Origin of the sequence: Nocardia sp. NPDC051981, assembly GCF_040680715.1 — a bacterium.
Classification (GTDB): domain Bacteria; phylum Actinomycetota; class Actinomycetes; order Mycobacteriales; family Mycobacteriaceae; genus Nocardia.
The window spans coordinates 1-12,907 of record NZ_JBFAXK010000013.1 but is presented as its reverse complement, the minus strand read 5'-3'; the positions used below and the strand labels follow the sequence as shown (position 1 = coordinate 12,907).

General features: G+C 66.8%; 7 protein-coding genes and 1 tRNA gene. 3 read left to right on the top strand and 5 right to left on the bottom strand.

Features of this window, described 5'->3' with window-relative positions; translation table 11 throughout:
- Nucleotides 1-34: 34 nt before the first annotated feature.
- From AB0L60_RS22455 to AB0L60_RS22435, 5 genes are all read right to left on the bottom strand, one after another.
- Nucleotides 35-4,939 (bottom strand): NAD-glutamate dehydrogenase, encoded by a 4,905-nt coding sequence (locus AB0L60_RS22455; protein WP_364617055.1) that lies wholly within the window; start codon nt 4,937-4,939, stop codon nt 35-37.
- Between the two features lie 454 nt (nt 4,940-5,393).
- Entirely contained in the window at nt 5,394-7,070 is a 1,677-nt protein-coding gene (gene ettA / locus AB0L60_RS22450) for an energy-dependent translational throttle protein EttA (RefSeq protein ID WP_364617053.1), read from the bottom strand.
- A gap of 10 nt (nt 7,071-7,080) precedes the next feature.
- Nucleotides 7,081-7,530 (bottom strand): single-stranded DNA-binding protein, encoded by a 450-nt coding sequence (locus AB0L60_RS22445; RefSeq protein WP_364617051.1) that lies wholly within the window; start codon nt 7,528-7,530, stop codon nt 7,081-7,083.
- Between the two features lie 130 nt (nt 7,531-7,660).
- A complete protein-coding gene (locus AB0L60_RS22440; RefSeq protein ID WP_364617406.1) occupies nt 7,661-8,605 on the bottom strand; it encodes a threonine/serine dehydratase in 945 nt (314 codons plus the stop codon).
- An 11-nt stretch (nt 8,606-8,616) separates the two neighbouring features.
- On the bottom strand, nt 8,617-10,656 hold the full coding sequence (locus AB0L60_RS22435) for a cytochrome c oxidase assembly protein (protein ID WP_364617049.1): 2,040 nt from the start codon (nt 10,654-10,656) through the stop codon (nt 8,617-8,619).
- Between the two features lie 203 nt (nt 10,657-10,859).
- Between AB0L60_RS22435 and AB0L60_RS22430 the strand changes: the two genes are divergently transcribed.
- The 3 genes from AB0L60_RS22430 to AB0L60_RS22420 all read left to right on the top strand — a co-directional run bounded on the left by AB0L60_RS22430 (nt 10,860) and on the right by AB0L60_RS22420 (nt 12,815).
- A tRNA-Arg gene (locus AB0L60_RS22430) sits at nt 10,860-10,933 on the top strand.
- A 98-nt stretch (nt 10,934-11,031) separates the two neighbouring features.
- Nucleotides 11,032-11,970, top strand: a complete 939-nt coding sequence (locus AB0L60_RS22425; protein ID WP_364617047.1) for a tyrosine-type recombinase/integrase — start codon at nt 11,032-11,034, stop codon at nt 11,968-11,970.
- A gap of 647 nt (nt 11,971-12,617) precedes the next feature.
- Nucleotides 12,618-12,815: a hypothetical protein gene (locus AB0L60_RS22420; RefSeq protein WP_364617045.1), complete on the top strand. Its 198-nt coding sequence runs from the start codon at nt 12,618-12,620 to the stop codon at nt 12,813-12,815.
- The last annotated feature ends 92 nt before the right edge of the window (nt 12,816-12,907 follow it).

The following is a 12,907-nucleotide window of genomic DNA, read 5'->3' as shown; positions in this document are numbered from 1 at the left end:
GTCTTCGCCTGGCCGTTCAGCGAACCGACACTCGTCAACGCGGTACCTCCGATTGCGCACCCACCCCACTCACCATGCTGCGCACCTGCCGCGCCGCAACCGACAGCGTGGCCAGATCGTGGGTTCCGGACTCGAACAGTTCCGACAGGGCAGAGCGCGCACGGCCCAGCCGGGACTGGTTCTTGGACTCCCAGTATGCAATCTTCTCCTCGGCCGTCTCCTCCGGGTCACCGCCGGAGAGCACGTCGAGGGTGAGCGAGCGGAGCGAGCCATACATGTCGTCGCGCAGCGCGAGCCGGGCCAGCGCGTGCCAGCGATCACCGCGTTCCAGGTGGCTGACCGCCTGCAACAGCCAGTCGATCTTGAGGTGATCGTTGAGCGCGTAGTACAGCGCCCCCACCTCCTCACCGCTGCGATCGGTGATGTCGGCGATATCGAGCACATCCAGCAGCGGGAACTGGTTCAGCAGGCCGAACACCTCGGTGGCCAGCTCCGAAGGCGCGCCCTGCTCGACGATCGCCTGGGACTGCGCATTGAGACTGTCGATATGGTGACCGCGCAGCCAACCCGGCACCTTGGGCGAGAGCGTGCGCACACCCTGCGCGTAGCGATGGATCTCGGCGCCCACCGCGACCGGCTGTGGGCGGTTGTTGAGCAACCAGCGCGAGGCCCGGTCCAGGGTGCGCTTGGTCTCCAGCTCCAGCACGTCTTTCATCCCCGTGGAGATCTCCGCGGCGCGAATACGACCCCACACCGAGTGCAGATCGAAGATCTGGGTCGCCGCGGTGAAGGCGCGGACCGCGTCGGAGGCTGAGGCCCCGATCTCCTCTCCCAGGCGGAAGGCATAGGTGATGCCGCCCAGGTCGACCACCTCGTTCACCAGCATCGTGGCGGTGATCTCCCGGCGCAGGCGATGCCGCTTGATGGCCACACCGAAGCGAGTGCGCAGCGGGGTCGGGAAGTACAGCGGCAACCGTGCGGAGAAGTACGCCATATCGGGCAGATCGCTGGCCAGCAGGTCGGCCTTGAACGAAAGCTTCACGTGCGCCATGAGATTCGACAGCTCCGGCGAGGTGAGGCCGGTGCCCTCCTCGGCGCGATACTTCATCTGCGCGTCGCTCGGCAGCGCCTCGAGCTCGCGGTCCAGGCCACGGCGTTCCTCGAGATCCTCGATGACGCGCTGGTGCACATTGAGCATGTGCGGGGCCTCGGCCCGGGACATACCCATAAGGATGTTCTGGGAGACGTTGTCCTGCAGCACGAGCGCGGAGACCTCGTCGGTCATGGAGGCCAGCAGCGGATTGCGCTCGGCCTCGGGCAGCTCGCCGGAGGAGACCACGCCGTCGAGCAGGACCTTGATATTGACCTCGTGGTCGGAGCAATCCACACCGGCGGAGTTGTCCAGCGCGTCGGTGTTCATCTTGCCGTCGTGGCGGCAGAACTCGATGCGGCCCAGAGCGGTGACGCCGAGGTTGCCGCCCTCGCCGATCACCTTGACCCGCAAGGCGTTCGCGTTCACCCGGACCGCGTCATTGGACTTGTCGCCCACCTCGGCATTGGTCTCGGTGCTGGCCTTGATGTAGGTGCCGATGCCGCCGTTCCACAGCAGCTGCACGGGGGACTGCAGGATGGCGCGGATCATCTCCGGCGGCGACAGCGAGACGACGTCGGCGGCCAGACCGAGCACCGCGCGGACCTGGTCGGTGACCGGGATGGCCTTCACCGTGCGGTCGTAGACCCCGCCGCCCTCGCTGATCAGGGACCGGTCGTAGTCGGCCCACGACGAGCGCGGCAGCGCGAACATGCGCTCGCGCTCGGCGAAAGACGTTGCGGCATCAGGGTTCGGGTCCAGGAAGATGTGGCGGTGGTCGAACGCCGCGACCAGCCGGATGTGACGCGAGAGCAGCATGCCGTTGCCGAACACATCGCCGGACATGTCACCGATGCCGACCACCGTGAAGTCCTGCGACTGGGTGTCGATATCCATCTCGGCGAAGTGCCGCTTCACGCTCTCCCACGCGCCCTTGGCGGTGATGCCCATGGCCTTGTGGTCGTAGCCCACCGAACCGCCGGAGGCGAAGGCGTCGCCGAGCCAGAAACCGTACTGCAGGGCAACATCATTGGCGATATCGGAGAAGGACGCGGTGCCCTTGTCGGCGGCGACCACCAGGTAGGTGTCGTCGCCGTCGCGGCGCAGCACCCGCTCGGGCGGCAGCACCGCGCCGGTGGCGCGATCGACATTGTCGGTGACGTCGAGCAGGCCGGAGATGAAGGTGCGGTAGCAGGCGATGCCCTCGGCCTGCAGCGCCTGCCGATCGGCGACCGGATCGGCGGTCGCGGCCGGCGGCTGCTTGACCACGAAACCGCCCTTGGCACCGACCGGGACGATCACCGCGTTCTTCACCGCCTGCGCCTTGACCAGGCCCAGGACCTCGGTGCGGAAGTCCTCCAGGCGGTCCGACCAGCGCAGGCCGCCGCGCGCCACCGGACCGAAGCGCAGGTGCACGCCCTCCACCCGCGGGGAGTAGACGAAGATCTCGAATTGCGGCCTGGGCTTGGGCAATTCGGCGATCTCCCGCGGTTCCACCTTGAACGACAGGTAGTCCCGCACAGTGCCCTCGGCGTCGGTGACGTAGTAGTTGGTGCGGAGGGTGGCCTTGATCAGGCCCAGGATGGCGCGCAGGATGCGGTCTGCGTCCATGCTCACCACCTCGTCGATGCGGTAGCGGACCGCGGCCTCCAGCTCGGTGGCATGATCGGGGTTGGCCGAGTCCGGATCGAAGAGCGCGGTGAACAGCTCGACGAACATGCTCGCCGCCTCCGGATAGGCCAGCAGCACGCGGGTGATGGCGGCCTGGCTGTACTGGAATCCGGCCTGCTGCAGGTACTTCGAGTAGGCGCGCAGGATGGCGACGCCGCGCCAGTGCAGGCCGGCGCGCAGCACCAGCTCATTGAGGCCGTCGGCCTCGGCGCGGCCGTACCAGAGCGCTGCGAACGCCTCGGTGAAGCGTTCGCGTAACCCGCGCACCTGGGCGTCGAGCACGTCGAGCCGGCTCGCGGACTCCACCAGTTCGGCGTCCATGTTCCGGTCCAGGGCGCTGCGCAGCAGCTCGGGACGGGCCAGCAGGCCGAAGTCGTAGATCCACTGCTCCGGACCCTGATCGCGCTCGACGTGGTGCGGACGTTCGTCGATCACCTCCACGCCGAGGCTCTGCAGCAGCGGGAGCACCTGGCTCAGCGAGATGCCGCCGCCACCACCGATGTAGAGCGTGAAACGCCAAGAGCCCGGGGCCGAGTCGGACCAGCGGTACAGGTGCTGGTCGATGCCCCCGTCGGGCAGCCGCTGCAGCCGCAGGATGTCGGCCACGGCACGGGTGGGCTCGAAGTCCTCCTTGTAGCTCTCCGGCAGCGACTCGGCGTAGCGCTGCGCCACCGCCGGGTCGAGCACGGTGGAGTTGGCCACCTCGTCGCGCAGGTGGTCGTCCCAGGTGCGGCTGGCCTCGGCGAGCAGGTGCTGGATGCGCAGCCGGTTGGGCTCGCCCGTGTCGGGCACGACGCCCTGATCGGGCAGCCGGACCGTGAAATACACACTGGCGAGGTCACTTTCGGACACGCGGGCCGAATAGTCGATGGATGCGCCGCCCAGCTCGCGCATCAGGATGTCCTGCATCTCCAGGCGCACGCGGGTGGTGTAGCGGTCACGCGGCAGATACACCATGCAGGCCACGAAGCGGCCGTAGCCGTCCATGCGCATGAACAGCCGAACCTGGCGGCGCATACCGACATTCAGCACCGCGCTGGCGGTGCGGCGCAGTGCCTCGCCTTCGGAGGAGAACAGCTCGGTGCGCGGGAAGGCCTGGATGACCTCCAGCATCTCCTGGCCGGAGAAGGAGTCCAGGTCGAAGCCGCTGGACTCGATGATGGAGCGCACCCGGCGGTCGATGACAGGGATGTCGAGCACGTTCGCGTGCAGGGCGGTGACGGTGAAGACGCCGATGAACAGGTGCTCGCCCGTGACGGCACCGGAGTCGTCGATCTCGGCCACGCCAACGAAGTACGGGTAGACCGCGCGATGCACGGTGGCCGGGACGAGGCCCTGGGTCAGCATGAGCAGCGGCTGGTCGCCGCTGTTGTCGGGGACTCGGAAGTCGGTGCCGACATTGGGGCGCAGCACGCCGAGGCTGGTCTCCGGCACGATGATGGACTTGGCCTGACCGTCCACGGTGCTGCGCTCATAGCGGGCGTAGCCGAGCACGGTGAAGTGACCGTCGGCCAGCCAGCGCAACAGGTTGGCGCAGTCGGTGAGATCCGTTGCGGGAAAGGCGGATCTGCCCGCGGTAGCCGCGGTGTCGAGCTCGGCGGCGACCCGCTCCTGCGCCTCGCGCATGGCCTCGGTGTCCTCGATGACCCGGCGCACGTCGGTGAGCACGTCGGGCAGCGCGGTCTCGATCTGCTCGAGCTGGGCGCGGCTGGTGGCGGGGTGCAGCTGCACGTGCATCCAGGACTCGGGCAGGCCCGTCGTGCCATTGGCGTCGACCTCGTGCGGCACCGCCTTCTCCAGGCGGCCCGCGGCGTCTCGGGTCACCTCGAAGATGGGGTGCACGACCTCACTGACGCTGACGCCGATCCGGCTCAACGAGGAGGTCACGGATTCGACCAGCAGCGGCATGTCATCGGTCACGAGCTGGATGGCGACGCCGAGCCCGGCCTCGTCATCCGCATGGTACACACGGACATTCGCGGTGCCGGGGGTGCGCTGGATACCGAGATCCAGATGGCAGCGGAAGATGTGGGTGGATGTCGTGGGGATCGCGCAGTCAGCATCGCCGGCGTCGATGTGGCGGAAATACGCCTCCTCGAGGGATACGAGATTGCCCCGCAGAGACGCGGGCAAACTCGCAGCCCAGGCCGCGCTGGACAATTCGGACGAGACCGTCATTTCGCCAACTCCTCGGATTCGGTTCCGTAACAAAGTGACGCCGATGCGAGAGTAGCTGGGCGCAAGAACTGCCGGGCTGTATTCCTCTCAATGCCGCGCCGCGTCTAATCATACGGACGAACCGGATGGTTCGGCCGTCGCCGACTGCGTCCGATATCGCCAGGTCGCATACGACATACCTTGCACCAAAACAGTTTTCACGCACAACCGCAAATGCGAAACCGCTGAGTTCGCTATTCGATAACCGTTCATCCGGCCGGTCACGGCCCGCCATCCAGCGGGCCGCGAACCGTCCGGCTAACGTCCTCGTCCCGACGAAACGGTGATCAATCGACCATTCTTCGATGGACCGTACGGAATCCAGCGCTCGGTAGCGGACCTTGATGGACGCAATCCACCTACCTCACCCGCGTCGGCGGGTGAGGGCGGCGGTGAATTCGGTTGGGGTGACCCGTTATCCGCGGGTCAGCTTGCGGTGGGTGACGCGGTGCGGGCGCGCCGCTTCCGGACCCAGGCGCTCGATCTTGTTGGCCTCGTATGCCTCGAAGTTGCCCTCGAACCAGAACCAGGAGGCCGGGTTGTCCTCGGTGCCCTCCCACGCCAGGATGTGGGTACAGGTGCGGTCGAGGAACCAGCGGTCGTGGGAGATGACCACCGAGCAGCCGGCGAAATTCTCCAGCGCGTTCTCGAGCGAGCTCAGGGTCTCGACATCGAGGTCGTTGGTGGGCTCGTCGAGCAGGATCAGGTTGCCGCCCTGCTTGAGGGTCAGCGCCAGGTTCAGACGGTTGCGCTCACCACCGGAGAGCACACCGGCCGGCTTCTGCTGATCCGGACCCTTGAAGCCGAACGCCGAAACGTAAGCGCGGGAAGGCATTTCCTGATTGCCGACCTGGATGAAGTCCAGCCCATCGGAAACCACCTGCCACACAGTCTTGTTCGGGTCGATGCCGGAGCGGCCCTGGTCGACGTAGCTCAGCTTGACCGTCTCGCCGACCCGCACCGCACCGCTGTCCGGCTGCTCCAGACCGACAATGGTCTTGAACAGCGTCGACTTACCGACACCGTTCGGGCCGATGACGCCGACAATGCCGTTGCGCGGCAAGGTGAACGACAGATCCTTGATCAGCTGCCGGTCGCCGAAACCCTTGTCCAGGTGCTCGACCTCGACGACCACATTGCCCAGGCGCGGACCGGCCGGGATCTGGATCTCCTCGAAGTCCAACTTGCGCATCTTCTCGGCCTCGGCGGCCATTTCCTCGTAGCGACCCAGACGCGCCTTGTTCTTGGCCTGCCGCGCCTTGGCGCCGGAGCGGACCCAGGCCAGCTCCTCCTTCAGGCGCTTCTGCAGCTTCTGGTCCTTCTTGCCCTGCACCTCGAGGCGCTCGGCCTTCTTCTCCAGGTAAGTGGAGTAGTTGCCCTCGTACGGGAAGGTGCGGCCGCGGTCCAGCTCGAGGATCCACTGCGCCACATTGTCGAGGAAGTACCGGTCGTGGGTGACGGCCAGCACCGCGCCCGGGTAGGTGGCGAGGAACTGCTCCAGCCACAGCACCGACTCGGCGTCGAGGTGGTTGGTGGGCTCGTCGAGCAGCAGCAGGTCGGGCTTGCTCAGCAGCAGCTTGCACAGCGCGACGCGACGGCGCTCACCACCGGAGAGGTTGGTGACCGCCTCGTCCGGCGGCGGGCAGCGCAGAGCGTCCATGGCCTGCTCGAGCTGGGAGTCGACATCCCACGCGTCGGCGTGGTCGAGCTCCTCCTGGAGCTTGCCCATCTCCTCCATCAGCTCATCGGAGTAGTCGGTCGCCATGAGCTCGGCGATCTCGTTGAAGCGGTCCAGCTTCACCTTGATCTCGCCGAGACCCTCCTCGACGTTGCCGCGCACGGTCTTCTCTTCGTTCAGCGGCGGCTCCTGCTGCAGGATGCCGACCGTCGCGCCCGGCGCGAGCCAGGCATCACCGTTGTTCGGCTGGTCCAGTCCCGCCATGATCTTCAGCACACTGGACTTACCCGCGCCGTTCGGGCCGACGACACCGATCTTGGCGCCGGGAAGGAAGTTCAAGGTCACATTGTCGAGCACGACCTTGTCGCCATGCGCCTTTCGCACCTTCACCATCTGGTAAATGAACTCAGCCATATCGGCAAGCCTAACTGTGTGTAGTAGCGGGTTCTCCGGCAGTGTCCGCATCCACGGACAGCCGTTCCACGGGTTCGGTCCGGCCGGTTCGACCGAAGGTTTTGCGCACCACCGGGGCGGTGCAACGGCCCAGGTCGGGGCCCAACGCCAGGGCCCGCATCTCGAGGTCGGTGCGCTCCGCGCCATCTCGGGTGGTGTACTCGTTCGAGCGCAGCTGCCCGTACGCGATGATCGGATCACCTCGCTGCAGTGACGCCTCGACTCCTTCGATGATCCCCCGTCGCCAACAGTTTACGGTGAGGTACAGGGTGCCACCGTCCACCCAGTCCCCCGCGCCCTGATCGTAGCGGCGGGCAGTACTGGCCAGTCGGAAGCTCAACAGCTGTTCACCGTTCTGCAGCGCGCGCCGCACCGGATGGGTGACGATCCGGCCGATCACCGCGGTGTTCGCCTCGTACATTGCGCTCCCCCTTGTCGATTCGAGCCTGTGCCTGCCGTCGACCTCAAGGTTCCCGCGCGGGCGCGGTCGGCGACAGGACCGAATCGGCGAGTGTGGACAACTCGCGGGGTGTGGATAGGTCCGCGGCGCGCTACAGCGTCGCCAGATCGGTATTGGCCCCGCACAACACGATTACCGGCCGCTCCCCCGGCGCCGGCACGTACGCGCCGCTCTGGATCGCTGCCACCGCCGTGGCGCCGGCCGGCTCCACCACGATGCGGAACTCGCGCCACAGATACTCGCGCGCCATCACGATGGCGTCATCGCTGACCAGGATGGAACGCACCGCGTAGCGCTGCGCCACCTCCATGGCGATATCGCCGATCCGGTTCGCGCCCAGGGAATCCGAGGCCACGCTGGAGACATCGACATCCACCGGGTGCCCGGCCGCCAGCGCCGAGTGCAGGGTCGGCGCGCCCTGCGGCTCGACCCCGATCACCCGGCCACGCAGCCCCAGCGCCGCCGCGACCCCGGCGACCAGACCGCCGCCACCCACCGCGACCAGCACGGGCGGCCTGCCCCGCACCTGTTCCTCGATCTCGAGCCCGACCACACCCGCGCCCGCCACGATCTCGGGCAGATCGTAGGCGTGCAGCTGCATGGCGCCGCGCTCGGCGGCGAGCTGGCGGGCGTACCGGTGCGCCTCGGCGTAAGTCGTTCCGTGCCACAGCACTTCGGCGCCGTGCGACCACATGGCCGCCACCTTGGTGTGCGAGGCCGACTCGGGAACCACCACGGTGCACGACATTCCGCGCAACGCGCTGGCCAGCGCCGCCGCGATCCCGGCATTGCCCGCCGAGGCCAGCACCACCTGGGTCTGGTCACCGCGCGCCTGCAGCAGCGCGTTGAGACAGCCGCGCACCTTGAAGGTGCCGCCGTGCTGGAGGTGTTCCAGCTTGAGGGTCACCGGGACCGGGCCGCGCGGGCCCAGGATGTCGGTGTGGAAGACGGGGGTCTTGCGGGTGTGACCGCGCAGCAGGCGGCGGGCCTGCCGCACATCGGATCGGTAGAGCCGCTTGACTTTCCGGGTCGCCATGGCGACGTCGTTCACTTGCGCACCTCTCCGTCACGCCTGGCGAGCTCGGCGAACATGGCGTTGTACGCCGTCAGGTCCGCGTCGTCGTCACGCTCGGCCTTGCGATCGAGTCGGTTCGCCAGGCGTTTGTCGCTGCGTGACCACTGGATGAGCAGCGCCAGCATCACCACTACCAGCGGTATTTCGCCGCTGGCCCAGGCGAGGCTACCGCCGGTGTGCTGATCGGCGAGCAGATCATGGTTCCAGGACAGGCCCAGACCACGATAGAACCAGCCGCCCATCACGGTATCCATGCTCATCAGCGCGATGCCGAAGAAGGCGTGGAACGGCAGCGAACCGAACACCATGCCCAGCTTGGTGAGCGGCTCCACCGGGCGCGGCTTCGGATCGATGCCGATCACCACCCAGTAGAAGAGGTATCCGCTGAGCAGGAAGTGCAGGTTCATCACCAGGTGCGCGCCGTGCGTGCCGACGAACTTGTCGAAGATGCCGCCCAGGTACAGCGCATAGAAACCGGCCACGAAGAACACTGAGGCCACCACGGGCTGCGTCATGAAGCGCGACACCGGATTGTGCACGGCCGCCAGGATCCACTCGCGCGGCCCGGGCGGCGCGTCGCGACCGGCCGGTTGAATCGCCCGCAGCGCCAGCAGCACCGGGCCGCCCAGCGCGAACAGGATCGGGGCCAGCATGGACAGCATCATGTGCTGGGCCATGTGCACGCTGAACATGGCCGGGGCGTAGCGGCCGACACCGGAACTGGTGGCGATCAGCAGGGTGGCGCAACCCGCGAGCCAGGCAATGGTCCGGCCGACCGGCCAGGAGTCGCCGCGCTTGCGCAGCCGCAGCACGCCCAGCACGTAGACCACGGCCAGCACGAGCGCGAGGGTCCCGAAGACGAGATCGAAACGCCAGTCGAACAGCAGCCGCTCGATATTCGGCGGGCCGGCCAGGTTGTAGCCGATCTCCACCTCGGTCGGTGTGGGCACCGTGCGCAGGTCCGGCGGCGGGGTGCGGCCCAGGCCCACGGCCAGGCCGACGGTGCCCGCGAAGATCAGCGCCTCGACGCCCGCGAAGCGAATGAGCGCGCCGCGATCCTGCGGATCCTGCTCCAGATCCGGGATGGCGCGCTGCCGCTGCAGGAACCCCACAATGCCGAGCAGGATCAGCGCGGCGGCCTTGGCGAGCACGAGCTTGCCGTAGGTGGTGCTGAACAGCTCCGACAGCGGCACCCGGACATAGGCGTTGATCACACCACTGATCGCGATGACCACGAATGAGACGGTCGCCACTTTCGAGAACCGGCGCACGGCGAGCGCGGTGTATTTGCCGTCCCGCAATGCGTAGGCCAGCACCGCGAACAGGCCGCCCACCCAGAAGCAGGCCGAGACCAGGTGCAGGATCAGGCTGTTGGTGGCCAGATCGTGCGCGCCGCCCGACGAGGAGTGCCCGGTCAGGGCGACCGGCAGCAGCGACAGCACCGACAGCCACAGCAGCACCGGCGTCCAGCCCCAGCGCAGCGCCACCCGGCAGCCGATGGCCAGCACCACCACCATGAACACGGTGAATCGCCACGACCCGGCCACATCGACCTTGTCCGCGGCGCGCCACACCTCCTCCGGGCGCAGCGAATTCTGCAGCGGTTGCCCGGTAGTGTCCGACAGGGTCAACGGCACCAGCAACGCCGCCGCGACCGCCCATGCCAGCGCCGCGTTCCCGGCACGCCGCAGCGCCCGATACCCGCCCACATCGAGCAGCCCGCTGCTCTGTGGCGGCACGAAGAACGCGGCGAACAGCAGCGACCCGACGGTCAGCGCGGCCGAGAAATCCGCGACCGCCCGCACCGCCGGCAGCCCGTAGGTGGTCAGCGGTCCCGGATCCGGAATACCCAGCAGGGTCAGCGCCTGCGCCGCGGACAACGCCACGACCAGCGCCGCCACCAGCGCGGTCGCCGCGCCACCCAGTGCCGTGATCGCCGCGAACGTCACCCCCGAACCCGACCGATTCGGCGAAACATCCGATCCTGCGGGCGGGTCCTGCACTGACGACATGGGCCCAGCGTAGTTCGGAGCGCCCGTCCAGACTTCCCTGGGGTTTCCGGTCCTCCGGTCTGCACAACCGCCCCGACGCGCCGAACAGTTGCTACGCGACCCAGCTTTGCTGATCTGGACGCTCGCTATACTTAACGCGCTGGACACCGAGATCGATTTCGGTCAAGGTGTTTGGAGCCCGCATCACCGCCGATGCCCGCACTGCCTCCGTAGCTCAGTTGGATAGAGCAAGGGCCTTCTAATCCCTAGGTCGCAGGTTCGATTCCTGCCGGGGGCGCATCGGGTGCCTGACCAGCGTAAACGCTGTCAGGTTCACCAGTACCCAGCCCGTACAAGGCTCAAACACCTAGGAACTCTTCCGAGTTGAATCCGGACATGGGGCCGGATCTGGACGACATCGCCGAACTCCTAGAGGACTTCAAGACCGAGCTGCGCCGGACCAACAAGTCCAAGGGCACGATAGACACCTACAGCCGCGATGTCGGCTACTTCGTTGCCTTCCTCGCGTCCCAGGAGCCGCCGATCGCGCCGACGGCCGCAGCGCTGACCCGCGACAACATAGGCACCTACATCGAAGACACGCTCAACCGCACGAACAAGCGGACGGGTAAGCCGGTCACCCCCGAGTACGCCCACCGCCAGTACCGCAGCCTCCAGCAGTTCTGTCGATACCTCGAGTACAAGGCGATCATCGGCGTCAACCCCTTCGACAAGATGAACCCGCCGACCGTGCCAGAGAAGCCGATCCCGGTCCCGCCGATCGAGTCCCTGCGGAAGCTGCTATCCGTATGCGAGGGCACCGATTTCGAGTCCCGCCGCGACACCGCCATCATCCGACTGATGGCCGACATCGGACCTCGGATCAACGAGATCGCCCCGCTTGACCTCGACGCCCTCGACTTCCACGAGAACACCGCTCTGGTCATAGGGAAGGGCCGACGCCCGCGAAACCTCCCGTTCGGCGACAAGACCCGCATCGCCTTGCGCCGGTACCTCCGCGCGCGGGCTCAACATCCGCAGGCGGCAAACGACAACCCAGCCCTCTGGCTGGGCAAGCGCGGCAGAATGACCGGCTCTGGCATACAGCAGATGCTCGACCGGCGCGCCGAACAAGCCGGGATCGGCCACATCCACCCCCACCAGCTGCGGCATTTCTTCGCACACAACTGGCTCGCAAACGGCGGCCAGGAGCAAGACCTCATGATGCTGGCAGGCTGGCGATCCCGGCAGATGCTCGCACGATACGCCCGCGCGACAGCTGAAACTCGCGCACAGGATGCACACCGGAAGGCGAGACTCGGCGACCAGCTCTAACCGAGACCGCGCGGTATACGGACTAGTTGCCTTGCCTCACGAGGTGAGGATCGCAGCTCCCGCGAGGCGCACGGCCGGGTGCAAGTTTGGGTTTCAGTTTCGGTGCAAGTTTAGGTTTCAGTTTTGGTGCGAGTTCAACCTGCGCCGAAGGAACGCTCGGAGACTGGTGGGATAGTCATCGGGTTCGGGCACCGTGATGTGGAGCTGACGCATAGCTCCGTGCATCGCATCCATGTCGCCAGCGATGAACGTATTCGCGCCCAATGGCAACTGGCGACGATGAATGCGCTTGATCGTGTAGTAGCCACACAGGTATCCCGTGCTGACGCAAGCGCGGTACCCACCTATTCGACCATCCTCAAATGCTGCTGACCGCGCTGACCGAACCGGCCAAGGCGCCGCGCCCGCGTCGGAGGAAACGCAACGCGACCAGCGCAAAGGTCCCAGGAGACCTCGGCTGGCACCGGCATGATGACTTTATGAGTCCCGCCCCCGGCTCCCCGGAACCGCGCCGCCCCCGGACCGCTCAGGCCCTCGGTATTCGCCGTAGCTTGGCGGGGCGACCATTGCCTGGACTTCGTGCGACACCAGCACCCCGGCGATTGTGGAGGCGGCTGAAGCGACGCCGAGCGGCTCTCTGGGACGGCTTGTCCAAGATCGCCCCGCTGGCCACCGCTGCGGTAGCTGTGGCAGCGCTGTGGTTTAGCGGCCAATCCTTGAACCAAACCAAGAATCAGTATGCCCTGTCCGAGGAAGGGCAGATCACTGACCGATTCGGCAAATCGATCGAGCAGATCGGCTCCGACAAGATCGATGTTCGGTTAGGTGGCATCTACGCCCTGTGAGGTTCCCCCCGAACGGTGGACAGTTAGTTACGCAGCGTTCGCTGCGGCTGTCATGAGTGACCGCTCGTAGCAGATCGGGCTGATTCCACCGA